Annotated in this window: 21 protein-coding genes and 3 pseudogenes; 10 read left to right on the forward strand and 14 right to left on the reverse strand. The window is 60.6% G+C overall.

Annotated elements, in window-relative coordinates:
* Positions 1-629: formylglycine-generating enzyme family protein (locus B597_RS37685; RefSeq protein ID WP_024162177.1), on the forward strand; the 629-nt coding region annotated here is incomplete at its 5' end.
* A gap of 411 nt (positions 630-1,040) precedes the next feature.
* Positions 1,041-2,024 carry a formylglycine-generating enzyme family protein gene (locus tag B597_RS37690; RefSeq protein ID WP_024162178.1) on the forward strand — a complete coding sequence of 328 codons (984 nt, stop codon included), beginning with the start codon at positions 1,041-1,043 and terminating at the stop codon, positions 2,022-2,024.
* Between the two features lie 45 nt (positions 2,025-2,069).
* On the opposite strand, the gene B597_RS0223500 is transcribed toward B597_RS37690, so the two are convergent.
* The 4 genes from B597_RS0223500 to B597_RS37705 form a co-directional block, all read right to left on the reverse strand.
* Positions 2,070-4,658 (reverse strand): LysM peptidoglycan-binding domain-containing protein, encoded by a 2,589-nt coding sequence (locus B597_RS0223500; RefSeq protein WP_003293787.1) that lies wholly within the window; start codon positions 4,656-4,658, stop codon positions 2,070-2,072.
* Positions 4,659-4,670: 12 nt separating this feature from the next.
* On the reverse strand, positions 4,671-5,525 hold the full coding sequence (locus tag B597_RS37695; RefSeq protein WP_003293788.1) for a DUF4123 domain-containing protein: 855 nt from the start codon (positions 5,523-5,525) through the stop codon (positions 4,671-4,673).
* Positions 5,518-7,572, reverse strand: a complete 2,055-nt coding sequence (gene tssI, locus B597_RS37700; RefSeq protein WP_024162179.1) for a type VI secretion system Vgr family protein — start codon at positions 7,570-7,572, stop codon at positions 5,518-5,520. The genes B597_RS37695 and tssI overlap by 8 nt, the downstream gene beginning before the upstream one ends.
* Positions 7,573-7,733: 161 nt before the next feature.
* Positions 7,734-8,162: a hypothetical protein gene (locus B597_RS37705; RefSeq protein WP_003293790.1), complete on the reverse strand. Its 429-nt coding sequence runs from the start codon at positions 8,160-8,162 to the stop codon at positions 7,734-7,736.
* Positions 8,163-8,309: 147 nt separating this feature from the next.
* Between B597_RS37705 and B597_RS47070 the strand changes: the two genes are divergently transcribed.
* A complete protein-coding gene (locus B597_RS47070; RefSeq protein ID WP_003293791.1) occupies positions 8,310-8,507 on the forward strand; it encodes a hypothetical protein in 198 nt (65 codons plus the stop codon).
* Positions 8,508-8,520: 13 nt separating this feature from the next.
* Here B597_RS47070 and B597_RS37710 read toward each other — a convergent pair whose 3' ends face one another.
* Positions 8,521-8,871: a histone-like nucleoid-structuring protein, MvaT/MvaU family gene (locus B597_RS37710; protein WP_003293792.1), complete on the reverse strand. Its 351-nt coding sequence runs from the start codon at positions 8,869-8,871 to the stop codon at positions 8,521-8,523.
* A gap of 301 nt (positions 8,872-9,172) precedes the next feature.
* Here B597_RS37710 and B597_RS47380 point away from each other — a divergent pair.
* A pseudogene (locus B597_RS47380) lies at positions 9,173-9,265 on the forward strand (DNA-binding response regulator); the annotation flags it as partial.
* Positions 9,266-9,876: 611 nt separating this feature from the next.
* On the opposite strand, the gene B597_RS37715 reads toward B597_RS47380, so the two are convergent.
* From B597_RS37715 to B597_RS47080, 5 genes and pseudogenes are all read right to left on the reverse strand, one after another.
* Positions 9,877-10,287 carry a VOC family protein gene (locus B597_RS37715; protein WP_003293793.1) on the reverse strand — a complete coding sequence of 137 codons (411 nt, stop codon included), beginning with the start codon at positions 10,285-10,287 and terminating at the stop codon, positions 9,877-9,879.
* A gap of 342 nt (positions 10,288-10,629) precedes the next feature.
* Positions 10,630-11,607 carry a saccharopine dehydrogenase family protein gene (locus tag B597_RS37725; protein ID WP_031323541.1) on the reverse strand — a complete coding sequence of 326 codons (978 nt, stop codon included), beginning with the start codon at positions 11,605-11,607 and terminating at the stop codon, positions 10,630-10,632.
* Positions 11,604-12,005, reverse strand: coding sequence for a VOC family protein (locus B597_RS37730; protein ID WP_003293797.1), 402 nt, complete (start codon positions 12,003-12,005; stop codon positions 11,604-11,606). The genes B597_RS37725 and B597_RS37730 overlap by 4 nt, the downstream gene beginning before the upstream one ends.
* An 18-nt stretch (positions 12,006-12,023) precedes the next feature.
* Positions 12,024-12,291, reverse strand: a pseudogene (locus tag B597_RS0223515) (SDR family NAD(P)-dependent oxidoreductase); the annotation flags it as partial.
* Positions 12,288-12,407, reverse strand: a pseudogene (locus B597_RS47080) (FAD-dependent oxidoreductase); the annotation flags it as partial. The pseudogenes B597_RS47080 and B597_RS0223515, both read right to left, overlap by 4 nt.
* A 99-nt stretch (positions 12,408-12,506) precedes the next feature.
* Here B597_RS47080 and B597_RS37735 point away from each other — a divergent pair.
* Positions 12,507-13,205, forward strand: a complete 699-nt coding sequence (locus B597_RS37735) for a GntR family transcriptional regulator (protein ID WP_192939404.1) — start codon at positions 12,507-12,509, stop codon at positions 13,203-13,205.
* Between the two features lie 51 nt (positions 13,206-13,256).
* Here B597_RS37735 and B597_RS47385 read toward each other — a convergent pair whose 3' ends face one another.
* Positions 13,257-13,418, reverse strand: a complete 162-nt coding sequence (locus tag B597_RS47385; RefSeq protein WP_024162183.1) for a hypothetical protein — start codon at positions 13,416-13,418, stop codon at positions 13,257-13,259.
* Between the two features lie 152 nt (positions 13,419-13,570).
* Here B597_RS47385 and B597_RS37740 point away from each other — a divergent pair, with 152 nt between their 5' ends.
* Positions 13,571-14,320, forward strand: a complete 750-nt coding sequence (locus B597_RS37740; protein WP_003293801.1) for a cyclic nucleotide-binding domain-containing protein — start codon at positions 13,571-13,573, stop codon at positions 14,318-14,320.
* Positions 14,321-14,400: 80 nt separating this feature from the next.
* On the opposite strand, the gene groL is transcribed toward B597_RS37740, so the two are convergent.
* Positions 14,401-16,014, reverse strand: coding sequence for a chaperonin GroEL (gene groL, locus B597_RS37745; RefSeq protein WP_003293802.1), 1,614 nt, complete (start codon positions 16,012-16,014; stop codon positions 14,401-14,403).
* Between the two features lie 156 nt (positions 16,015-16,170).
* Between groL and B597_RS37750 the strand changes: the two genes are divergently transcribed.
* Positions 16,171-16,671: a copper chaperone PCu(A)C gene (locus B597_RS37750; protein WP_003293804.1), complete on the forward strand. Its 501-nt coding sequence runs from the start codon at positions 16,171-16,173 to the stop codon at positions 16,669-16,671.
* A 45-nt stretch (positions 16,672-16,716) separates the two neighbouring features.
* Here the strand turns inward: B597_RS37750 and gorA are convergent, their stop codons facing one another.
* Positions 16,717-18,075 carry a glutathione-disulfide reductase gene (gene gorA / locus B597_RS37755; RefSeq protein WP_003293805.1) on the reverse strand — a complete coding sequence of 453 codons (1,359 nt, stop codon included), beginning with the start codon at positions 18,073-18,075 and terminating at the stop codon, positions 16,717-16,719.
* A gap of 69 nt (positions 18,076-18,144) precedes the next feature.
* Here gorA and B597_RS37760 point away from each other — a divergent pair, with 69 nt between their 5' ends.
* Positions 18,145-18,567, forward strand: coding sequence for a VOC family protein (locus B597_RS37760; RefSeq protein WP_003293807.1), 423 nt, complete (start codon positions 18,145-18,147; stop codon positions 18,565-18,567).
* A gap of 34 nt (positions 18,568-18,601) precedes the next feature.
* On the opposite strand, the gene galU is transcribed toward B597_RS37760, so the two are convergent.
* A complete protein-coding gene (galU, locus tag B597_RS37765; RefSeq protein WP_024162184.1) occupies positions 18,602-19,441 on the reverse strand; it encodes a UTP--glucose-1-phosphate uridylyltransferase GalU in 840 nt (279 codons plus the stop codon).
* A 604-nt stretch (positions 19,442-20,045) separates the two neighbouring features.
* On the opposite strand from galU, the gene B597_RS37770 reads away from it, so the two are divergent.
* Together B597_RS37770 and hemN are read left to right on the forward strand one after the other, a co-directional pair.
* Positions 20,046-21,668 carry a methyl-accepting chemotaxis protein gene (locus B597_RS37770; RefSeq protein WP_003293808.1) on the forward strand — a complete coding sequence of 541 codons (1,623 nt, stop codon included), beginning with the start codon at positions 20,046-20,048 and terminating at the stop codon, positions 21,666-21,668.
* Between the two features lie 220 nt (positions 21,669-21,888).
* Positions 21,889-23,277: an oxygen-independent coproporphyrinogen III oxidase gene (hemN, locus tag B597_RS37775; protein WP_003293809.1), complete on the forward strand. Its 1,389-nt coding sequence runs from the start codon at positions 21,889-21,891 to the stop codon at positions 23,275-23,277.
* Positions 23,278-23,317: the final 40 nt, after the last annotated feature.

A 23,317-nucleotide genomic window follows, 5' to 3' on the forward strand; every position in this document is an offset into this window, starting at 1 on the left:
AGTATCCGGACCTATCCCAAGCCAGGCGCGACGATATCCTGCGCGTGGTGGTCCGCTCGATGGACGAGATGGTGTTCATCGAGGGTGGCACCTTCGAGATGGGTGACTTCGGATGGAAGTGCGATTTCGACCCCGCCGAGGTCTGTACCTGGCCATGCGGAGCGCCTGAAGACAGGTTATGTAACATAACCATGATGGGCGATGCGTCGCTGCATACCGTAGAGCTTTCCAGTTATTACCTCGCTGCGAAGAAGACTACGCTGGGTGATTTCGACTTGTATCGGTCCGTGAAGGGCCTGCCACCGGTTCGGAGCGACCTACGGGACCGAGAACGACTTAAACATTTATTCGACCCAATGAATCCGGCACCAATAAAGAAATGGCAGGAAGCCAAGGACTATTGCCAGTGGGTTGGAGAACTCAGTGGCTATCCTGTTGACTTGCCGACTGAAGCCCAGTGGGAGTATGCCGCGCGAAGCGGGGGCGAAAAGGTTCTGTACCCCACGAACGACGGAAGCTTGAAGCTCGGCGTAAACTACGCGAAGCCAGGCGGGAAAATGCTAACTGAGCGCGTCGACGCCTACTCCTCGGGCTCTATGCTATGTCGGGTATTGCCACGGAGGTGGTGAATGATTGGTACTCAAAGGATTATTTCCAACGGTCGCCGATCAAGGATCCTCAGGGCCCTGAAGCCGGATCGACAAAGGTGGCTCGAGGGACGAATTCCATAGAGGCCCCTTGGCTTTCAGCCAACACAGTGATCCGACGGAGTCGCCCGCTCGACATCGATAAGCATCTTTTTACTGAGAGCTTTCGGTGTGCGGTTCAGCGAAGCGAGCAGCTCTGACCTATTGTCTCCGTCGGAGATGACGAAGCCACGGACAGCCATAAGCACGTAGTAAGTTGCGCAATGAAACCGCGAGAGCTCCGAGTATGTTCCGTGTGAGTTGCTTCCGACTTTGAGCCATGCTGGCCCTTCCCCACCCTCGCTCCTTGCTAGACTACGCCCCTTGTGACGTGCCGTTTCAAGGACGAATGTGATGAACAAGCCCCGAATACTAGCCCTGTTTATAGGATGCGCTACGGCGGCATCCTGTAGCTCGGCGAACCTTCCCGAAAGCCAGAAGCTCTCCCCTTCGAAGGTCGGCGAAATCGCCGCTCGAATTGACTCACAGTATCCAGACCTATCCCAAGACAAGCAGGACGACGTGCTACGCACAGTGGTCCGCTCGCTCGACGAAATGGTGTTCATCGAGGGTGGCACCTTCGAGATGGGTGACTTCGGATGGAAGTGCGATTTCGACCCCGCCGAGGCCTGCACCTGGCCGTGCGGAGCGCCTGAAGACAATCTCTGCAACATCACCATGACGGGCGATGCGCCGCCGCATACGGTAGAGCTGTCTAGCTACCATTTGGCCGCGAAGAAAACGACGCTGAGCGACTTCGACGCCTATCGAGCCACCCAAAACAAAGAGCCAGTACTAGCCGAGCTGAGACAACGAGACCGTCTCAAATATCTATTTGATCCGAAGCATCCTGCTCCTATTAAGGAATGGCAAGAGGCCAAGGACTACTGTCAATGGCTCGGCAGCCTTAGTGGCTACCCAGTCGACTTGCCTACCGAGGCCCAATGGGAGTTTGCCGCAAGGAACCGCGGGGAGAAGATTCTTTATCCGACGGACGACGGAAGTCTGAAACTCGGGAAAAACTATCCTGACGACGATACCGAGACAATACGCGTCGACGCTTTTCCCCCTAACGCCCTAGGTTTGTACCTGATGACAGCTGGCGCAACCGAGGTAGTCAATGATTGGTATCAAGCGGATTACTTCAAACACTCTCCGTCCAAAAACCCCATCGGACCTAAATCAGGAGTTGGAAAGGTAGCACGCGGAACCAATTACGTGGAGACACCCTGGATCTCAGCTAATACCGTACTCAGAAGAAAGCAGGCTCTATCCATGAACACGCATTTATTCACTGATAGCTTCAGGTGCGCTGTTCACCTCAGTGAACGCATATAGCGAATAAATCAGGGTGGCGACGCCACCCTGACTACCATTGCCGCCTTAAGCGTATCGGCTATAAGACGCAGGTGACCTAGCTGCTGCAGCCAGTATTCGCACTTTATCTTCGCTAAACATGATGGACTGTCGTGTATCCCAAGCATACCTAGCAGCCGGAACGGCGGGCTTTCCATGCACAGCTAGACCATCTAAAAAGTTATTGAAGTCATCCTGTTGCTTATCCAACAGGAAACTGTTTATTCGATTTAGGCTATCTGTCGCTTCAACTTTCTTCCCATTTACCGACATATGCTCCAGCGTTTCGATCATATGCCGCCAACGGCGTATTCTAGATAGCAACTCGACGATCGCCTGCTCCTGTCGGGGGCTATGGGTTACCCCAATATAGCTTTCGGTCAAAATCCAAAGCATAGGACCCAAGGTCTCGGGAGGAAGCCTATCGATCGGCAGCATGCGTCCTTCAAGCAGTACGGCCTTATGCGACAGAATCGATATGGTGAGGGATTCTGCCTCAAGACGTCCCGCCTCTCTTCGCGCCCACCAAGTGCTCAACTCACGCGCACCATGCTCCATTAGTTGCCCGACGGTTTTCCCCGGTGAAAGCGCGGCCCTATAAAGCAACTGATTAATAGCGCTGAACGCATCTTTTTCGATGCCTAATATATGGCGATACTCGATCTCGTTCAGGGTCTGGCAGACCAGCACGACAAGATCCCATACCTTCTCTAGGTCAACGACGGTACCGAAGCCGCCACCAGCCCCCGGTCCGAAGACCAGGTTGGCTTTGCAATGAAGGGAGAACTGATCCAACGTCAGGCTGATTCCGAAGTCCGCTTCGGCGCCAATGCCGAACGCAACGTTTCCTTCCGCCTTGATCTGCGCCAGCGCGTTCCAGTTGGAGTTGCCACTGGTGAGTGCGCCGGGGTTGGTAGAGCCTTTTCCAAAATCGGCTGGCGGCAGCCATTCGACGGCACCACTCAGTGCACCGCCGGCCTCTGCGCCGGCAAACCCTTCGGCTTTTAGACCGGCGCGGCCGCCGGCCTTGCTTGCATCGATCGACGGTGTTCCCAGCAAGGCGAGCGCGCCTGAGGGGCCTTCGGCCGCACCCTTGCCGGTCTTTACGCCCGCCTCGACACCGCCCTTGACGCCCGCGAAGCAGGACAATTCCAGGCTGCCGTTCAGGCGGAAGCTGCCGAACGAGTGCCTTACAGGCTGGCCGACCGCATTGCGGTAGCTGATCTGCAGCGTGCTGCCGGCGCGGTTGGGAAAGTAGGTTGTCGTTGTGACCTTGCCTTCGGCGAGCGAGAAGGCCGCCTCGCATTTGACCCCGACGTCGATCTCGCCCTTCTTCGGATTGAAACTCCTGATGCCGGCACTGGCGCTGGCGGCAAAGCGAAGCGCGTGTGCCTCGGCAGACAGGGCGAACTGGTCATTGTCGCGCTGCGTGGACTCGTACTTGTAGAGCTCCTGGTGCAGCGTGTTGAGCAGGTTGTCGTCCTGGGATTTCCAGAGCGACAGCTTGCCTTCGAGCTTGCCCAGCGGCCCGGCCTTGGCGCTTTCACCAATCTGCTTCTTGATCTCGTCCATCAGCTCCCTGGCCAGCGCCGGACCGAAGGGCTTCTCGCGCATGACTTGGGTGTTGAGCTTGTAGTTCCACCTCGTCGTAACGCGCTCCATGAAACGGGCAGACACGTAGTAGCGGCGGTCCGGCCTGCTGAAGATGATGACTTCCCGGATGCCGTGGCGCGTGGCGCTCCCGCGGCCGGTCTCAACCGAACGGCTTCGCGAGTAGGCGCTGTTTGCATCCGGTTTGCCGCCGCCGGCAAAGGTCTCGGAATCTTTGGGCCCCGTGCTCGCGGGCAACTTTGCCTGCAGTGCTGCAATCTCCGCTTCGATCTGAGCGACCTTTCTTGCACACAGGGTGCGCCAGTTGTTCTCAACCGAGTTATGAATATGGCCGTGCCGGAGCGCCGCAAGCCTGCCGTACTCCTGGAAGAAGTCGCGGGCTTGCTGCAGCTCGGCAATCTGCGCCTGGATTGCTGCCTCCCTCGCATCCGGCACCGCTGGTGGCGGCAGGACCGGCTTTAGTTCGAGCAATCCGGCCTCCTCCGCCTTCTTGGCCCACTCCCGCTTCTTGCAGGCCGCACAGGAACAGGCAGCCTCGGGGTTGGCCGCCGTCTTCAGGCATTGCCCACCGGTGGCCGCGGCGACGATGCCGTGGAACTCGTCCATCAGCGCATGGACGCGATCGACCTCGGTTTTCAGTTCGCGCGATTGGGCTTCGGTGAGCACGAATAGCTGGTTGCCGTCTCCGGTGAAGTGCACCACATCCAGCACTTCGTCCGAACACGGCGGTGCGCCCTTGACCGACGAACTGCTGCAGTCGCCAGCATGTTGCGGTGGTGGCAGGTCGGTGGTCTTTTGCTCCTGGATGGGCGTTGCGGCAGTCATGTTCGCGGAGGCGGACGTTTGACCGGACCCCGGAATGCTCAACTTCCAGCCAGCCTGGATCCTGTCCCGGTCCTGGATAATGGGGTTGGCCGCCTGGATATCGGCGGGGCTCGTGCCGTGGGCCTTGGCGATCGAGCCGAGCGTGTCGCCCGCGCGGACGAGGTAGCTAGTGGTGGTCATGGTGCATGTTCCTTATGCAGTCGTGCGCTCGAGCTCGTCGAGCTTCTCGCCCTTGGCCAGGTCCGGGCGGGTAAGAATCTGTTGGGCGCGGTCCGAGGAAAGCGAGCCGGCCGGCGCCTGAAGCTCCAGTCTCAGCCATCGCTCCTGGGATGCCAGGTCGTCGTAGCCCCACGTGCTCGCCTGCAGCAGGGCCTCGAGCACGCGCTCCTCGGTGGCAGCGGGGTGATACGGCTGGTAGTCGCTTGCGAGCCGGGCGGCGATCAACGGCAAGCGCGCCTGGCCGAGCTGGGCCTGGCGCTCGCCGTCGAGCCAGAACCAGCCGTGCTCCTTGATCTCGCCGCTCCAGGTACCCGCGCGGGAAACCTGGCGCCAGCCGCGCTCGTTGCGCCAGGCAATGGCCGAGAATGGTCCCAGGAAATCGTGCGCCTCATCTTGCGATATGACCGAGAACATCGGCTCGAGCCAGCGCGGCTCATAGAAGCGGAACATGCGTTGCTGGTTGCGCTCGTCACGTGCACTGAGCAGGCTGCGGCAGTGCGCAGCCGCCTGATCGGGATGGATGCCCTCCTCCAGCCACAGCACACAGCCTGCGTCCAGCTGGCCAAGCATGGCCGACGCATAGTCCATCAGCGCCGGATGGTCTTCGCACAGGACGAGGCACGGGCTGGCCTTGTAGAGGTCGGCGTAGGGTGTGTCGATGACCAATGGGTGCCACGTCGGCAGGCCGTCATTGGCCTTGAGATAGATCTGCATGGCCAGATCCTCGTCGAACGCACCGTCGAGGATGGCGAACCGACGAGCGCCGGCAAGCGCCCCGGACTCATCGAACGGCATGGGGATCGGGCGGATCGGCGAGACGTCACGCATAGTGATGTACCTCGCAGGTGCCCTGCGTGCACAGGCTGCAGTTCTTTTCGACGAGCAGGTGGCCGGCCAGCGACTGGGTGCGATAGAAATCGACCGTCGTGCCGGGGCCGATGCCAGGGTCGACGGCCTCGCTGTTGCCCGGCCGGACGGGGTGGGCACCCGGCCCCCGCCCCGGGGCGCCGCCCGAGTTGATCTTGACCTGGGGGCCGACAATGGTGACGCCGCCCGGATCGAGCTTGATAAAGCTGCCGCCTGCCTGGATCGTCAGCTCCGCGCCGGCGTCGATCACGACCTTCTGCCCCGTCGAGAGATGAAACTCCTTGCCGACGCTGACGTACTGCCCGGTACCGATCCTGGTGTGCTGGGCCTTGGCCACCGTCAGGTGATCGTTGGCCTTGAGCTCGACCCTGCGATCCAGGAAGGTCGTACGGTGCTCTTCCTTGCGTAGCTCGGTGTAGCTGTTGGCTTCGACCGTATCGTGTCTCTCATTCCCGACGCGGACGTGCTGGTCGTGCTCGATGTTTTCGTCCCAGTCACGCTGGGCGTGGATGTAGATCTGCTCCTCGCCCTTGCGGTCCTCGATGCGCAGTTCGTTATAGCCGCCACCGCCTGGAGAACTCAGCGTCTTGAACACCGTGCGCGTCTTGTGGGCCGGCAGTTCATACGGCACCTCGTTGACCGCGTGGTACAGACAGCCGGTGATCAGCGGCTGATCCGGGTCACCTTCGAGGAAACTGACGAGCACCTCCATGCCCACCCGCGGTATGGCGATCCCGCCATAGCGCCCACCGGCCCAGCTGCTCGACACACGCAACCAGCAGCTGGTCTTGTCATCGCCCTGGCCCTGCCGATCCCAATGGAACTGGACACGAACCCTACCGTACTGATCGCAGTGGATCTCCTCGCCATGCGGACCGGTCACGACCGCGGTCTGGCTGCCGCTGATAACGCGCTTCGGATGGCGCAGCGCGGGGCGATGATTCACGCTCCAGGGCGTTGCGACGAAAAAGTTGCGGTAGCCCTGCTGGAAATCGGGGTCGCCCTCGTCGGCCGAGGTTATGGACTCCTCCAGGACCTGAGGCTGCCTGCCCTCATGGACCAGTTCGGTCAGCAGCCAGAGGTCGTTCCAGTCGGCCCGAGGATGTTCGGTGAGGGGCATGAAGTGGCCGCAGACCAGGCCGGTAATATCGCTCCGCCCGTCCGCCACATGGTGGTCTGCGCGGTGACGCTCGACGGCGCGGTGACTCAGGTGCTTGCCTCGGGCGCGATCGGCAAAGCGACCGGGATAGTCGTAATCCTCCAGATCGCGCGAAGCGTCGCCCTTGTGGGTGGCCTCCATCAGCAGGCGAGGCGTTTCGAAGTTGTAGTCTCGCCGCGTGACGCGCGAGGTGCGGGTGTTGGACTGGGCCGAGAACGCGCGAACCACACGGTGGTCGGCCACCATCCCGCTGTCCTGCTGGTAGGGCGCATCGGGCAGTCGGGCGAAGCTCGTCTGGTCGTCGCCAAACACCAGCACATGCTCGGTCGCGGCGTGCTCGAAGTGGTAATGGATCCCCTCTTCCTCGCACAGGCGATTAACGAAGTGCAGATCGCTCTCGTCGTACTGGACGCAGTACTCGCGCGGCTCATATGTGACCGAGAGTTTGAATCGGTACTGATCCGAGAGAATGCCGTGATCCTTGAGCACCGCGGCAATGATGTCCGGTACGTTCTGGTGCTGGAAGATGCGCTGATTGTGGCGGTGCGCCAGGTATTGCAGTTGCGGTACGAGCGTGACCCGATACCGTGTCATGCGGCGGCCGGATTCGCCCTGAGCCGCGCTATAGAGCAGCCCGTGGAACCCCGTCCCGCCCGAGTCGATCTCCAGGAATGCGGGCACGTCGCGCAGCGCAGGGTAGTCGAAGTCCGGACGATCGCTGATCAGCTCGATATCGAATGCGTAGGGGCTGTTGATGCCTTCGCGCCCCTTGAACGACAGGACTTGGAAGTCATGGCTGATGCCGAGAATCTTGAGCGCGAACTGTTTCTGGTTGGCCGATGAGAACATCCTGTTTCCTCTGCTTCCTTGCGTCGGGCGGCGAAGCGCCAGCCCGGCGTTCGTTCCAGGCGCGGAGGCTATCGGCAAAGCACTGGCGAATTCTTGCGCACCGCCGAACCAATTCACGTTTGGCGAGAAAACGTCCGAGAAATACGACCGGATTCAAAGTTTCAGGCAGGGGGTTGCGGGCACTTGCCAAGGGCGTCGGTGTCGAGACGTTCATCCGCGAGCAGCTGGGCATACTGACTCTGGTCCTCGCCGTAGCGATCGATTCGGAACGACTTCTTCAGGGGCTTGCCATCGCGCCGTTTGGTCTGGGCGACCCAATACCAATGCTTGCCGATTCGGTAGCGCGATACCCCGGCATGGCCACTCGTATTGGTCTGGCGCAACCGCTGCCTTACCTCTCGACTCAGCTGAGGTGGGTGGAGCAGCATTTGCTCATCTCTATAGGCTTGGGCCTTCGCCAGGGCCTGTAGCTCTCCGCCATGCGAAAGAAACGGGAATTCCTTCTCGACCTGCTTGGCGCCGGCGCGATAAAGCGTGACGCGCCACGCCTTGGCGCCGTTGTAATGCGTAATGGCGGTAATGCCGTACATCCTTACCTGCCCCTTTCTCGACATGAATGCATCGTTTAGTGCAATGCAGCCGATTCGTCAGCTCCCGGCTCCTTGGCCAGGCCAACGCTCCAGGGGCCGCCGCCCTCCTCGATCACTTGCAACAGGTCATAGGTTCTGGTGCAGACGATGATCAATGAGCTGATCAACATCGAGTACTCGTCGCGACAGCGTCGGGACGAGGCAACCATCAAGTTGCTCGGAATGAAGGACCAACTGCCGGCCGCGGAATTGACGGCTCTCGATAGGCTAATCGACTTTATCGCCAGCATGGCGGCGCAGGCCAAGCAAGTTGGCCTGCGTCAGGAGCAACTGTTGGCAAACTAGCAGGAAATTTCGTTCAGGCGACCCAGGACTTCACCGCCTCGGCGCCGTACTGCTTTTTCCAGGCACTGAGGACTTTGTGGTTACCTCCCTTGGTCTCGACCACCTCAGCGGTGTGCGGGTTGGTATAGGTCTTGGTTTCACGGGCACGGCGGCGGCTGACAGGCGCTACATCTTCGGCCGACGTTGGGTCGAGGATATCGAGGACGGTACGGGCATTGAAACCGTACTCGCTGATCAGGGCGTTGAGCTTGTCTTCAAACTCCATTTCCCGTTTCAGTTGGCCATCGATCTTGAGCTTGTCCAGCGCCGCGAGTTGCTCGGCAAGTTGGGCTTCAAGGCGTTTGTACTCGGCGATCTTGCTCATCATTTTCCTCTTCAAAGCCATAAGACATAATTGGCCAGGCGTTATACCGTCGGGCAAACTAACACGACCACGAGCGGATAACCAGAAGGCGCCACGGTAGATCAACTTCCCGCCTGTATTCAGACAAAAACGTAAAAGCGTATTTGCTTTTATCAGCACAATACACGAACGCACAGTTGCGGCTTTGTGCGTATACGAGTTCAGTAATTGCAGTTCTACTGAAATGCGCACTTTCGCTTCTGTTAAAAGTGCATGCGTCGCACCAGCTTGCAGAACATGCGAGCAACATCGATCAATATATCTGCCCGGTTGGCGCCTGGGCGCCGACGACTACGTGGTAAAACCCTTCAACCCGGCCGAGGTCGTGGCGCGGGTGCAGGCCGTATTGCGGCGTACACGGGCCAGTGCCCCCGCCGTCTCGCAGGTGCTGCGCGTCGGTGCATTCCAGATCGACCCTGGACAGCCACTCAGCCAGCGTGCAGGTCGCTGGTCAGGCGCAGAAGCTGGAGCTGACCCTGACTGAGTTCAAGCTCCTAGGTTCTGTACGAAAAGTCGTCGAGCGAAGGTCAGGCGAGGCAAAAACGGGTGAGGAAGCGGAGTTTACGTGCTGTAAATGAACATTCCGAACCGTTTTTAACGAAGCATCACCGAGCGCAGGCACTTTGCGTACAGAGCCTAAGCGTAAGATCCTGCCAGACAGGAAGGCCGTCTGGCCTACCTCGACACCGAACGCACCCTGGTCCCGAAGCCGAGCCGGCCACAGTTTATGAATGGTCGAGTAAATTCGACCCTACGGCTCAATTACTGACCTCGCAACCAAGCCCGGTTACCGATTCGGTAAGGGGTCGATGGTTGCTCTTTTGGCCCGTTCGATGCGTATGCCCTTTCGGCTACCTTCCTCGTTGGCGTCCTGTTTGAATCAAAGCACCCACCGGGTGCTCGTGGTGTGCCTCAACTTAGCTTGCCCAGCAATTGTACGAATGGTTCTGACACGCTCGGCGGTGCTCAGGCTGTCGCTTGGCAAACGGCTTCCAAATTCACCCCGTCAGGCGCCAGTACATAGGCCGCGTAATAACCGGAATGGTAACGAGGCCTGATGCCCGGCGCCCCGTTGTCCTGCCCGCCAGCGGCCATCGCAGCCGCATGGAACGCGTCGACCGCCTCATGACTTTGCGCGATCAGCGCTATATGCGCCCCGTGGCTGGGGACGGGAGCGGCATGCAGCCAGAGGAATGGCTTTCCTGCGGAACCGAACCCCAATCGCCGAGGCGTCGATCGAGGGGAATCGGCCTCAATGCTCATCATCAATGTGATCCCCAGCGGTTCAAGTGCCCGCTCGTAGAATGCGCGCGCATACAAAATGTCCGAAACACCGATGCCCACGTGATCAATTGCCGAACCAGCAAAGTTGCTCATCAGTAACTCCATAAAATGCCGGTCACCCGGCAAGTTCGTAAGGTCTCCATCAACACCGAGCGGCGGTGCCAACCGCGCCGCGTAGTCGTTTCAGGAGCCAGCCAGGTTAATGCGGAGACGACGAAATGAACGAAAAACCCGGCAGCGCCGCCCTGCCTTCGACCGCTAGCAAGGCATAGCCGTCGCACAGGCCCTGCTTCACCCGCATGGCTTCGATGCGATCGGGCTGTCCGATCTGGCCGAGGTCATGAACATCGAGCCGCCGAGCTTCTACGCCGTTCGAGGCAAGCGGCAGCGCTACGGACGCCTGAGCAAGCGCATTTCCGCTATCTCCCAAGCGACTCAGAGATCAGTAATGACCGTACCGGCGATGCTCTCGGCGAATCCGGCTCCCAACAGCTTTGCCGGCGTCTCGAACCCCGGCTGTCGCTCACCACTCGATACGCGGCGTGCGGCCTCCACGGCAGCAAGCGGCGTGTAACTGTAGCCGTTGACGGTCTCGATCACTGAACGCGCAACAGTGCCGTCAGCGCCGGTCACTTCGGCCACTGCTCGGGCGCGATGAGTTTCACGTTGGTGCGCGACCGGGCCCTCGAGAAGCTGTGAGAGGTCTCCTTGCGGGAAGGGATCGCCGGAGAAATGCACAAACATGGCAATGTTGGGAATGCCGGTGGAGTGCCAGCCGGTGACCAGATCGCCAAAAGACAGCGGTGCACACAGCTCCAGGCCGTCGCCAAAATCGAAGTGTCGCGGTTGCGCATCGGGCGTTGCCACAAGCTGCCCATCAATCCGAGCCAGCAGCCCTGCACCAATGATTTCGCCAACACTGCGGGCCGATCCACGCGACATGGAACCCGCGACCTGAAGCGCAATGCTAAGCGACTGCGGATTCTGCACACGGCGAGCAACATGCACCGCGAGGCAGTCTGTGGGCACCACGTCCCAGCCGACCCCAGGCAGCAGCATCACGCCTGAGTCGGCCGCCTCAGCGCCCAATCGCTCGGCCAGCCGGTACACATTGATCTCGGCCGTGATATCCAGATAGTCGACGCCAGCCTTGATACAGGCCTGCATCAAGGCTTCGGCGGTTTGCACGAAGGGTCCGGCGAAGTTCACCAGCACGCCGACCCCTTCAAGGGAATCTGCTGTCGGGGCATCAGGCGTGAACACGCGATAAGGAATGTCCAACTGGGCAGCCAGCACGCGCAGTTTGTCGTGATTGCGCCCGGCAATGACAATCTCCATTCCCTGCGCTACGGCATACTCGGCTGCCATGCGCCCCACGTAGCCGGTTGCGCCATAGATCATTAAGGTCTTCATTGGACGTGCTGCCAGTTCTTGTAGACGAATTCCAGGCTGTAGCCATCTGGATCCAGAACGTTAGCGGCGTAGTAGTTCGGGTCGTAGTGCAGGCGTGCGCCCGGTGCGCCATTATCGACCGCGCCATGGGCCAGCGCGGCCGCATAGGAGGCTTCGACCTGGGCTTTGCTGTTTGCGACAAAACCGACATGCACGGCGCGGCTATCAACGTCACCCTTGCGCAGCCAGAAAAACATGCGGCCGTTGGCGCCGAAGCCTTTCAGGTCTGGATGCCCAGGTGGGCCGTCCTTGCCGTCGTAATCCAGACGCGCGGTGATACCCAGCGGCACCAAGGCCGCTTCGTAGAAACGGATGGAGCGCTCGATGTCGCTCACAGACAGAAAAATGTGATCCAGCATGGCAAGTCCCTCGATTGATCAGATGATGTAGCCGCCCGCGACTTCAATGCTCTGCGCGTTGATCCACGCGCCCTCTTCCGCCAGCAGCATGACGATGATCCGAGCCACATCTTCGGGCTCACCGACCCTGCCCAGCGCCGTTTGCGCAGCCAGCATCGCCTCGAACTCATCATTGAGCCCGCCGCCCAACTCGGTTCGAATCGCTCCAGGGGAAACCGCATTGGCCCGTATACGTCGATCACCGAACTCCTTGGCCATATAGCGTGTAAGCAACCTCTAGCCCACCGTTACAACCCGACAGCCTTGTCGCGCTGCAGTAACCGCGGCGGCGAGACCTGCAGCTCCACCCCCCACAACCAGTACGTCGCAGGAAATGCGCTCTGCCGGACGATGATCTGTTATTTTTGTTTCCACTGTCGCCTCCTGATATGTCAGCTGCCGACAGTTATAATCGTCATAGAATCACTCGTCAAGAACGTAATGATCGGATGGATGCAATCGATGGATAGCAGCGAAGAGCAACAAACTGGCAGCACCACACCGCTAGACGTCCGCTTGGTTGATGTCGCCTTTGAACGGCTGGAGGAAATGATTGTTACTCGTCAACTACCGCCCAATACCATGGTTTCCGAGTTACAGCTGAGCGCCGAGCTGAAAATGGGGCGCACTCCAATTCGCGAAGCCTTGCAGCGACTTCGGCAGATTGGCTTTGTGGAGATGCAGCCTCGTCGAGGAACCATGGTTTGTGGGACGGATATTCGGCAACAGTTGGAACTATTGGAGGTTCGCCGTCCTCTTGAAGAGTTAGTTGCCCGCTGTGCAGCGCTACGCGCCTCCGACGAAGAACGCCGCGGCCTGAGCGAGCTGAGCAAGAACATTCGAAATGCGGCAGCGGAAGGTGATGTGATCAATTACCTGCGAATCAACAGACAGATCCATGAGAAGGAAGTACAAGCCGCACACAACGGAATGTTGACCAATGTCATGGCTGCGAGCCATGCGCAATCCAGGCGCTTCTGGTATCAGAACATCCAACAGAACAAAGCCTTCGATGAAGGCGCTGACTGCCATAGCCGGGTACTTGAAGCAATCATTGCTGGAAACGTAGAGCTCGCGATCGATTCGGTAAGAGATCTGATGCAATTTCTGGAGCGCTTGACGCGGTCAACCTTGGCGGAGTTTTCTAACTCGTCTTGGTAGCCGGCAGGTGTCTATAAAGCGGTCTAGCAGGCCGACCAGGGCGGGCAATCATTAGGTGAGGCGGGTCAGGCGCTCGGCCGATTCGCCGCGAGCGACACGGTGGAACAGGCCAATGAATACCTGAGCCATCCGGCGCAAACGCCACAAGTGCAGGACGATATGCAGGCTTTGCGGATTACGGCTGGGGCCGCAGAGGGTATCAGCTCGGAACAATAAGGCTGCTGATGGTCTCACGGCCGTTGAAGGCGAAGCCTTAAGGTCGTGCTTGAGGTCCTTAACGGACAATCTTCGCTTCGTCCTGGTATTTTTTTGACTACAGTCATGCGGTCAGTCAGGAAAATGCCATGCAACCGAGGGTTACTGTCATGGATGCAAAACCGAAGGTCTGCAGGACCGCTCCGCTGAAGTGCTGCGAATGCTCGCAGCGGCGAATCTGTCTGCCGGCGACGTTGCTGGACGACGAGCTGCGATACCTGCAAGGCAGCATCAGGCACAACCGGTGCCTGGCTAGACAGCAACATCTCTTCCGGGCCAATGAGCCGGCCACTCACGTTTATGCCCTGCGCAGCGGCTCGCTCAAGAGCTATCTGACCGGCATTGGCGGCAAGGAGCTGATAACCGGATTCGTCTTTCCTGGTGAGCTTGTTGGCCTGGATGTCTTCGCTGGCGAGCGGTCTGGCTGCCACGTCGTGGCACTGGAGTCTTCGACGGTATGCGCGATACCGGTCGACGCGCTCGAGGAGTTGCTGAGCAGCAGCGCGCAACTGCGCAGCAATCTGTTCAAATCGATCAGCCACCAATTGCAGGTCGAACAGGCACATCTGCGTCACAGCCGTGAGAGCGCCGACCAACGCTTCATCGCCTTCGTTCTCGACCTCTCCGCCCGCTTCGCTCGACGTGGGCTGTCCCCGACAAGGTTCACGCTACCGATGACCCGAGCCGAAATAGGCAGTTATCTGGGGCTTACCACGGAAACCGTCAGCCGCCTGTTCACCCGCTACCGTCGACTCGGCCTGATCGAAAGCAATGCGCGGGAAATCTGCCTGCTGGATGTCCGCTCGTTGTGGGATGCCCGCGAAGCCTTGCCGCAGCGAGCAGCCAGCCTGGCCGAGTGAAGCGCGCTCCCGCTCGCTGCCGAGCCAGCCATGCGCCTGGAAGATGATGATGGCCGGCCGGCTCCGGCTCGCTGCAGTGCTCAGCCCGGCAACGGCGCCTCACGGTCCTGCTTGTCCGGTATCTCGATCATGGTGGCCTCGGTCAGCAATAGCACGCCGGCAATCGAAACGGCATTCTCTAGCGCAATCCGCACGACCTTGGCGGGATCGATGATGCCCGCTTCGTACATATCGACGTAGCGGTTCGCAGCGGCATCGAAGCCGACGTTTCCTGACTCGGCCAATAGCCGAGCCACCACCACGCCGTCATCCACGGCCGAGTTGTCGGCAATGGTGCGTACCGGCGCTTCCAGTGCGCGGCGCAGGATCTGCAGTCCGGTCCGCTCATCCCCTTCAACGCTGGCTTCTTCGGCACCGATCGCCGCGACCCCACGCAGCAGGGCCAGCCCGCCTCCCGGCACGATACCTTCGGACATGGCAGCCTTGGTAGCGGCGATGGCATCATCGAAAGCATCCTTGCGCGCCTTCATCTCGGATTCGGTCGGGGCGCCGACACGAATGACCGCAACCCCACCGGATAGCTTGGCCAGCCGCTCCTGCAGCTTTTCGCGATCATAGTCACTGCTGCTCTTGTCGATCTGCGTGCGGATCTGCTGCATGCGTGCGTCGATCGCCGGGCGACCGCCGCTGCCTCCGACCAGCGTCGTGTGTTCGCGATCCGCCACCACCCGCTGAACGCGGCCAAGCTGCTCCAGTCCGACCTGTTCCAGCGCCGTGCCGAGGTCCGCCGATACCACCTGGGCACCGGTCAGCACGGCGATGTCCTGCATCATGTCCTTGCGCCGGTCGCCGAAGCCCGGCGCCTTGACCGCCACTACGCGCAGCACGCCGCGGATATGGTTGACGATCAGTGTTGCCAGCGCCTCGCCCTCGATTTCCTCGGCGATCAGCAGCAGCGGCCGGCCGCTCTTGGCGATGGTTTCCAGAACCGGAATCAGATCCTTGAGCAGCCCGACCTTCTGTTCGCAAAGCAGTACGAAGGCGTCCTCCAGCACGGCCTCCATCTTTTCGCTGTCGGTGATGAAGTACGGAGAGACGTAACCGCGGTCGAACTGCATCCCCTCCACGACATCGAGTACCGTTTCGGTCGTCTTGGATTCTTCCACGGTGATGACGCCGTCATCGCCCACCCGCTCCATCGCCTCGGCAACCAGTTCACCCGTGGCGGGATCGTTATGCGCCGAGATGCTGGCGATCTGGGCCTTTTCCTTGCGGCTGTTTATTGCACGCGATTGTTGATGCAGCGACTCGATGGCCACGCGTAGCCCCCTGTCGAGCCCCCTTTTGATATCGATGGCGCTGGCGCCGGCCACCACGTTGCGGATGCCCTCGGTCAGAATGGCGTGGGCCAGGATCGTCGCCGTGCTGGTACCGTCGCCGACGGCATCGCCGGTCCGTTCGGCCGCCTGCCGCAACATCTGCGCACCCAGATTTTCTTCAGGATCCTCGAGATTGACCTGCTTGGCGATCGTCACGCCGTCATTGCAGACCTTGGGCGCGCCATAGGCGCTCTGGATCAGCACCGATTTCGACTTGGGGCCAAGGGTGATTCGGATCGCATCGGCCAGCTGGTTGGCACCGTGCAGCACCTTTTCGCGTGCGGCACTGCGGAACAGAAGCTTGGTGTGGCTCATGAACGCATCCTCCTGTGCAGTCCATGGCAGCTTTGTTCAGGGTGGCGCCGACGTGTTTGATCGTAATCAACGTCCTGGCTGTCCGTGCACCCGAACCTGCCGGACGGCGCCAAGCGGCGTAATATGGCGCTATCCAACCGAAAACGGAGTCTTCACATGCTGCTTCGCTCATTGGCCGCAGGCGTTCTCGCCGCGCTCTGTCTGCCTGCCGTCGCGCAGGAACACAACCATCATGCTCCGGTGCAGGCGGCCGCCAGCGAGCTGGCAGTCAGCCACGCCTGGTCGCGCGCGATGCCGCCAAGCGCGCCGACCGGTGCGGTGTACTTCGTTCTGGAAAATCGCGGTCAACAGCCACAGCGTTTGATCGGCGCGCAAACCCCCAGGGCTGCGAAAGCCGAGCTGCATACGCACGTCCACCATGGCGACATGATGAAGATGCAGCAGGTCGAGGCGGTCGACGTGCCTGCCGCTGGCAAGGTGGAATTCAAGCCCGGCGGCAATCACGTGATGCTGTTCGGGCTCAAGCAGCCGCTGGTGGCGGGCGAAAGCTTCCCGCTCACGCTGCAATTCGAGAATGGAAGCGAGCTCACCTCCGAGGTGAGTATCGAAGAAGATGCCCCGGCCGCCGGTGGTTCGGCGCAAGGGCATCATCACTGACCGAACGCTATGGGCGTGCCGCCATGCGCACGCCCTGTTTTACGTTCAGATCGCCGCTGGCGTGCGCATGGTGACGAATTCTTCCGCCGCCGTAGGGTGGATGCCCAAGGTTTCGTCGAATACCTGCTTGGTCGCGCCGGCCTTCAGCGCCACGGCCAGCCCCTGCATGATTTCGCCGGCATCCGGCCCGGCCATGTGGCAACCCAGCACACGGTCGGTTTCGGCATCCACCACCAGCTTCATCAGGCTGCGCTCCAGGCTATCGGTCATGGTCAGCTTCATCGGCCGAAAACGGCTTTCGTAGACCCTGACCTTGTGGCCCTGCTCGCGTGCCTGTTCTTCGGTCAATCCGACTGTCGCCATGTTCGGCAGGCTGAATACCGCGGTGGGGATGGTCGTGTAGTCGACCTTGCGGTATTGCTCCGGCTTGAACAGACGCCGTGCGACGGCCATGCCTTCGGCGAGTGCGACAGGGGTCAGTTGCACCCGCCCGATCACGTCGCCAATGGCCAGAATCGATGGCACCGAGGCACGGTATTCATCATCGACGGAGATGTAGCCGCGCTTGTCCAGTTCAATGCCGACCTCTGCGAGCCCGAGGTTGTCGAGCATCGGACGGCGTCCGGTGGCGTAGAAAATGCAGTCTGCCTCCAGGGTACGACCGTCCGCCAGCGTCGCCAGCAGGCTGTCGTCGGCCTGCCTGTCGATACGGGCGATGTCGGCGTTGAACTGCAGGTCCACGCCCTTCTTGATCATTTCGTCCTTCAGGTGATCGCGCAGCGAACCGTCGAAACCGCGCAGGAACAGTTCGCCTCGATAGAGCAGCTTGGTATCCGCGCCGCAGCCGTGGAAGATCGAGGCGAACTCGACGGCGATATAGCCTCCGCCCACTACCAGCACCCGGCGCGGCAGCGCTTCGAGATAGAACGCTTCATTGGAGGTGGTAGCGTGCTCGCAACCGGGAATCTCCGGCACATGCGGCCAGCCGCCAGTGGCAATCAGGATATGTTCGGCACTGTAGTGCTTGCCCGCGACTTCGACGGTATGTGCGTCCACCAGCCTGGCATGCGCCTGCAACAGCGTCACGCCACTGTCCAGCAGAATGCTGCGATAGATTCCGTTCAGACGCTGGATTTCACGGTCCTTGTTGGCTATCAGCGTCTTCCAGTCGAAGGTCGCCCCGTCGATGGTCCAGCCGTAGCCCTGTGCCTGTCCGAGGTCTTCGGCGTAATGCGCGCCGTAGACCAGCAGCTTCTTCGGTACGCAACCCACGTTTACGCAGGTACCGCCCAGGTAACGGCTTTCCGCCACCGCTACTCTTGCACCGAAACCGGCCGCGAAGCGTGCCGCACGAACGCCACCGGAGCCTGCGCCGATGACGAATAGATCGAAGTCGTAAGCCATGTAGAGTTGTCTCCTTGTGTAGCGAACAGCATAACCCAGGCTTGCCCCGAATCACCGAAGGAGTGCCGCATGCGCCCCACCCTCACCCACCTGGCTCTGCACGTGCCCGATCTGGAAGCCTGCATCGCCTTCTATAGCGGCTTCTGCAACATGCACGTGTTCCACGAGCGACCCGGCAAGGGCTCGCGAATCGTCTGGATGGCCGAGCCCGGCAAGGAACGCGAATTCATCTTCGTGCTCATGCCTGGCGGCACGGCGCGATCACTGGCGGCGAACGACTACAGCCACTTTGGCTTCGCGCTGGCCAGTCGAGAGGAAGTGGATGCGATTGCCGAACGGGCACGTAACGACGGCTGCCTGATCTGGGAGCCGCGAGACGAACCGTATCCGGTGGGCTATTACTGCGGCTTGCGCGACCCGGCAGGCAACTACGTCGAATTCAGCTATGGACAGCCGCTTGGCCCCGGGGCTGAAGACCTGCCACTGCCTTGAAACGACTGGGCCACCCTGCGGTGGCCCAAGTGGTTCAGAACGCCTTGCCGGTGAGATAGAAGTTCTCGTAGCAGAAATTGGTTGCCTCGATGTAACCCTCGGCACTACCGCAGTCGAAGCGCTGACCCTTGAACTTGTAAGCCAGCACGCAGCCGTCACGCGCCTGCTTCATCAGGGCATCGGTGATCTGGATTTCACCGCCCTTGCCCGGCTCGGTCTGCTCGATCAGCTCGAAGATGTCCGGCGTCAGGATGTAGCGGCCGATGATCGCCAGATTCGAAGGGGCGTCTTCCGGCTTGGGCTTCTCGACCATGTGGCTGACACGGAAAATGTCGTCACGGATCATTTCACCGGCAATCACACCGTATTTGCTGGTTTCTTCCGGCGGCACTTCCTGAATGGCAACGATCGAGCAGCGGAACTGGTTGTACAGCTTGACCATCTGCGCCAGCACCGGATCGCCGTCCAGATTGATGCACAGGTCGTCAGCCAGTACTACTGCGAACGGCTCATCGCCGATCAGCGGACGACCGCTGAGGATGGCATGACCCAGACCCTTCATTTCCACCTGACGGGTATAGGAAAAGCTGCACTCTTCGATCAGGCGGCGGATGCCGACCAGGTACTTTTCCTTGTCGGTGTTGCGGATCTGGTGCTCGAGCTCGTAGCTGATATCGAAGTGGTCCTCCAGGGAGCGCTTGCCGCGACCGGTAACCATGGCGATCTGCGTCAGCCCTGCGGCCAGCGCTTCCTCTACCCCGTACTGGATCAGGGGCTTGTTCACCACCGGCAGCATTTCCTTGGGCATGGCCTTGGTTGCAGGGAGAAAACGCGTGCCATATCCGGCGGCAGGAAAAAGGCATTTCTTGATCATGTGAGTCCTTGAAATAAAGGTTCCAGTCGATGCACTGCCATCGAGAACAGCAGCTGCCTTGCGGTGTTGTCCGGCCTTGCCGGCGTAGAGCCTACGACCATCGTTTTCCGTTGGGGTTCGCAGTGAGCATCACGGCCAATGCAGATTATGTGCCTGCGGCTGGGGATGCTCGCTTCGATGTCCCGGCGGGCGGCAACGCTAATGGCGGTTTGACATTCTGTAAAGCCGTTGGCAGGTGTTTTTTTTCCGCGCCACGACAAGGGACAACAGGAAGCGCAGCGGCGCAAATATCCTTAGCGGTTGCTCATTACATTTTGTAGCAGCCAACTCCTCGGGCAAGCCTGTCGACCGATGATCTGAGTCAGGGAAATGTGCAATAGCAGGGGTGTTCGACAGATCGAGTCGCTCCCCCCGCGCTGAAAAGCAATACCATAGCGCCGCCCGATAATGGCGCATGGCTAGCAGCCGTCGCCAACTTCAAGTATCCACGCAGCGCGCCGATATGAGCACATGATTGCTCTGCTCAACGCTGCGCTGCGGGTACCGATAGAACAATAATGTGCAAGGGCGGCTGAGCCGCGCGGCAGTAGTACCGAGGAACAACATGAACGACAGCTCCGCCTCTCGACAAATGTCCGTACAGACAAAGATCAATTTGGCCCTGGTGCTGGTACTGGTGGCCATCATGTCAGCCTCGCTGTTCATCGCAGCCAGCACAGAGAAACGCCTGGTATTGCAGGTCGTCGAGCAGCAGACCAAGGATGCTGCCGACTCCTATTTCGACAGCATCAACACCATGATGCTCACCGGCACGATGGCGCAGCGTGATGTCCTGCGAAAGAAGATTCTTGCGCGCCCGGGAGTCATCGACGCCCGCATCATTCGCAGCGACGAGGTCACCAGGGTGTTCGGCCCCGGCTATGAGCACCAGGCCCCCGTCGACAGCCTGGATCGTCGCGCGCTGGGTGGCGAGGAGATCATCGAGGTAACCCATCAGGAGGGTGGCCGGGTGCTTACGGTGATCAACCCGATCCTGGCCCATTCCGACTATCGTGGAACCAATTGCCTGTCCTGCCACCAGGTTGCCGAAAACGCGATCATGGGGGCGGTTCGCATCACCTATGACCTCAAGGCGCTGGACCAGGAGGTCGACCGCAACATCCTGACCACTGCCGGTATCCAGCTGTTGCTGCTGGTCGTCGGCGTTGTGGTGATGTGCCTGACCGTGCGGCACGTCATCCTCCGCCGCATCAACGCCATGCGTCAAACCATGGACACCATGGCCGAAGACGAGGACCTGAGCCGTAATGTGACGGTCGGCGCGCAGGACGAGATCGGCGCCATGGGACATGCCTTCAACCGCATGATCGGCAAGTTCCGTCACAGCCTGGAAGCCGTTGCCGGCGTGACGCATCAGCTCACCGACGTTTCCGAGCGCGTTTCGCATGTTGCGGAGAAGACGCTCGCCGCCGTCAACGAACAGCGCAGTGAAACCGACATGGTTGCCTCGGCGATGAACGAGATGAGCGCGACCGTGCAGGAAGTGGCGCGCAACGCCAGCCAGACCGCCACCGCGTCCAGCGGCGCCGACAACGAGTCCAAGGCCGGTGTGAAGGTTGCTACCGAAGCGCTGGACGGCATCGAAGTGCTGATCGCCGAGATCGAGAAAGCGGCTCAGGTAATCCAGCGGGTCGAGACCGACAGCGCCAGCATCGACATGGTGCTTGGCGTGATCAACGGCATCGCCGAGCAGACCAACCTGCTCGCCCTCAACGCGGCGATCGAAGCGGCACGCGCTGGCGAGCAAGGCCGCGGCTTTGCGGTGGTGGCTGACGAGGTGCGCACCCTGGCGTCGCGCACGCAGAAATCCACCGAAGAAATCCAGGCGATGATCGAACAGCTGCAGAGCGGAGTACGCAACGCCGTGCAGGCGATGAACGAAGCGCAACTGCGTGCCCGCTCCGGCTCGCAATGCGTCGAGAAGGCGGCTCAAAGCCTGGGCCTGATCGCCGACGAGGTCGGTACCATCAACGAGATGAACACCCAGATTGCGACGGCCGCCGAACAGCAGAGTGCGGTCGCCGAGGAGATCAACCGCAACATCTCGACCATCAGCATGATCGCCGACACCACATCGGCCGACGCCACCCAGACTTCGCAGATCAGCGATGAGCTGGTACGCCTGGCAACCGAACTGAACCGCCTGGTCGGCCAGTTCAAGCTATAGGAGGCAGCTGCGAGGCCGGTCCGCCCCTCGCGGACCGACCCGCATCGCCCGACGGCGGCGTCCGTGGGCCTCCGGGCCACTATTCTTGATCTGAGACAGTCGGCGCGCAGGGGCTAATCGTCCATAATCCGCGCCCATGACTTGCCTGAGCCGGACACACCCGAGGGTGACGCCGCGTTCCGCACCCGACTCCGAATTCAACCCTTAGGTGAAAACGAACATGGACCAATTGCCGAGCTTCGACCGGGCCCTGGTCGAGAAATACGACCGCCCCGGTCCGCGCTACACCTCCTACCCCACTGCCCCGCAGTTCCACCAGGCCTTCGCCCAGGACGACTACCGCGCCGCCGCCGCGCGCAGCAACCAGGCGCAAACGCCCAAGCCGCTGTCGGTGTATATCCACATTCCGTTCTGCAAAAGCCTCTGCTACTACTGCGCCTGCAACAAGATCATCACCCACAAGACCGAACGTGCGGTCGAGTACCTCGAATACCTCAAGCGCGAGATCGCCATGCAGGGCGAGCTGTTCGATCGCTCGCGCAAGCTGACGCAACTGCATCTCGGCGGCGGCACGCCTACCTATTTCAGCAGCGAGCAGCTGGCCGACCTGATGGCGAGCCTGCATCAGGCGTTCAACATGGATGACAGCGACAACCACGAGTTCTCGCTGGAGGTCGACCCGCGCACCATTACGCCCGAGCAGATTCATGGCTTGCGCAAGCTGGGCTTCAATCGCCTCAGTTTCGGCGTGCAGGACTTCGACGAGCAGGTGCAGATCGCCGTCAACCGCATCCAGACCGAGGAGCAGACCCGCGAACTGGTCCAGGCTGCCCGTGACGCGCAATTCAAGTCCATCAGCGTCGATCTGATCTACGGCCTGCCGCTGCAGACGGTCGCCAGCTTCGACACCACGCTGGACAAGATCATCGACATTCGCCCGGACCGCATCGCGGCTTACAGCTATGCCCACCTGCCGGATCTGGTACGCGCACAGAAACTGATTCGCCCCGAGGACATGCCGCCGCCGGAGCGCAAGCTCGAACTGCTGGAACTGACCATCCGGCGCCTCACCGCCGCCGGTTACATCTATATCGGCATGGATCACTTCTCGTTGCCCGAGGATGAACTGGCCCTGGCCCGCGCCAACGGCACGTTGCAACGCAATTTCCAGGGATATTCCACGCATGCCGACTGCGACCTGATCGGCCTGGGCATTTCCTCCATCGGCAAGGTCGCCGACAGCTACAGCCAGAACGTCAAGGAGCTCTCGCAGTACTACGCGCGACTCAACGAGGGCATGCTGCCGGTACAGCGCGGCTACAGGCTGAGCGACGACGACTGCCTGCGCCGCGAGGTGATCGTGTCGTTGATGTGCCACAGCCGCATCGATTATTTGCAGATCGAGCGCAAGCACGGCATCAACTTCCGCGAGTACTTCGCCGAGTCGCTGGCAAAACTGGCCGAACCCGTCGCCGACGGGCTGGTCGAGCTGCACGACGATGCGCTGGTCCTGCTGCCTCAAGGACAGTTGATGATGCGCAATGTCGCCATGGCGTTCGATGCCTACCTCGGCGGCGAACAGCGCGGCCGCTTCTCGCGCACGGTCTGACGCCCCCTCCGGGGCGGTATTCCCACCGCCCCGTACAACC

The organism is Stutzerimonas stutzeri KOS6, assembly GCF_000307775.2.
GTDB lineage: Bacteria > Pseudomonadota > Gammaproteobacteria > Pseudomonadales > Pseudomonadaceae > Stutzerimonas > Stutzerimonas stutzeri_B.

Excerpts from the sequence above, each read along its gene's own strand:
- B597_RS37690 (WP_024162178.1), top strand. The coding sequence starts at position 1,041 with ATGAACAAGCCCCGAATACTAGCCCTGTTTATAGGATGCGCTACGGCG.
- B597_RS0223500 (WP_003293787.1), bottom strand. The coding sequence starts at position 4,658 with ATGACCACCACTAGCTACCTCGTCCGCGCGGGCGACACGCTCGGCTCG.
- B597_RS37695 (WP_003293788.1), bottom strand. The coding sequence starts at position 5,525 with ATGCGTGACGTCTCGCCGATCCGCCCGATCCCCATGCCGTTCGATGAG.
- tssI (WP_024162179.1), bottom strand. The coding sequence starts at position 7,572 with ATGTTCTCATCGGCCAACCAGAAACAGTTCGCGCTCAAGATTCTCGGC.
- B597_RS37705 (WP_003293790.1), bottom strand. The coding sequence starts at position 8,162 with ATGTACGGCATTACCGCCATTACGCATTACAACGGCGCCAAGGCGTGG.
- B597_RS47070 (WP_003293791.1), top strand. The coding sequence starts at position 8,310 with ATGATCAATGAGCTGATCAACATCGAGTACTCGTCGCGACAGCGTCGG.
- B597_RS37710 (WP_003293792.1), bottom strand. The coding sequence starts at position 8,871 with ATGAGCAAGATCGCCGAGTACAAACGCCTTGAAGCCCAACTTGCCGAG.
- B597_RS37715 (WP_003293793.1), bottom strand. The coding sequence starts at position 10,287 with ATGAGCAACTTTGCTGGTTCGGCAATTGATCACGTGGGCATCGGTGTT.
- B597_RS37725 (WP_031323541.1), bottom strand. The coding sequence starts at position 11,607 with ATGAAGACCTTAATGATCTATGGCGCAACCGGCTACGTGGGGCGCATG.
- B597_RS37730 (WP_003293797.1), bottom strand. The coding sequence starts at position 12,005 with ATGCTGGATCACATTTTTCTGTCTGTGAGCGACATCGAGCGCTCCATC.
- B597_RS37735 (WP_192939404.1), top strand. The coding sequence starts at position 12,507 with ATGGATAGCAGCGAAGAGCAACAAACTGGCAGCACCACACCGCTAGAC.
- B597_RS37740 (WP_003293801.1), top strand. The coding sequence starts at position 13,571 with ATGGATGCAAAACCGAAGGTCTGCAGGACCGCTCCGCTGAAGTGCTGC.
- groL (WP_003293802.1), bottom strand. The coding sequence starts at position 16,014 with ATGAGCCACACCAAGCTTCTGTTCCGCAGTGCCGCACGCGAAAAGGTG.
- B597_RS37750 (WP_003293804.1), top strand. The coding sequence starts at position 16,171 with ATGCTGCTTCGCTCATTGGCCGCAGGCGTTCTCGCCGCGCTCTGTCTG.
- gorA (WP_003293805.1), bottom strand. The coding sequence starts at position 18,075 with ATGGCTTACGACTTCGATCTATTCGTCATCGGCGCAGGCTCCGGTGGC.
- B597_RS37760 (WP_003293807.1), top strand. The coding sequence starts at position 18,145 with ATGCGCCCCACCCTCACCCACCTGGCTCTGCACGTGCCCGATCTGGAA.
- galU (WP_024162184.1), bottom strand. The coding sequence starts at position 19,441 with ATGATCAAGAAATGCCTTTTTCCTGCCGCCGGATATGGCACGCGTTTT.
- B597_RS37770 (WP_003293808.1), top strand. The coding sequence starts at position 20,046 with ATGAACGACAGCTCCGCCTCTCGACAAATGTCCGTACAGACAAAGATC.
- hemN (WP_003293809.1), top strand. The coding sequence starts at position 21,889 with ATGGACCAATTGCCGAGCTTCGACCGGGCCCTGGTCGAGAAATACGAC.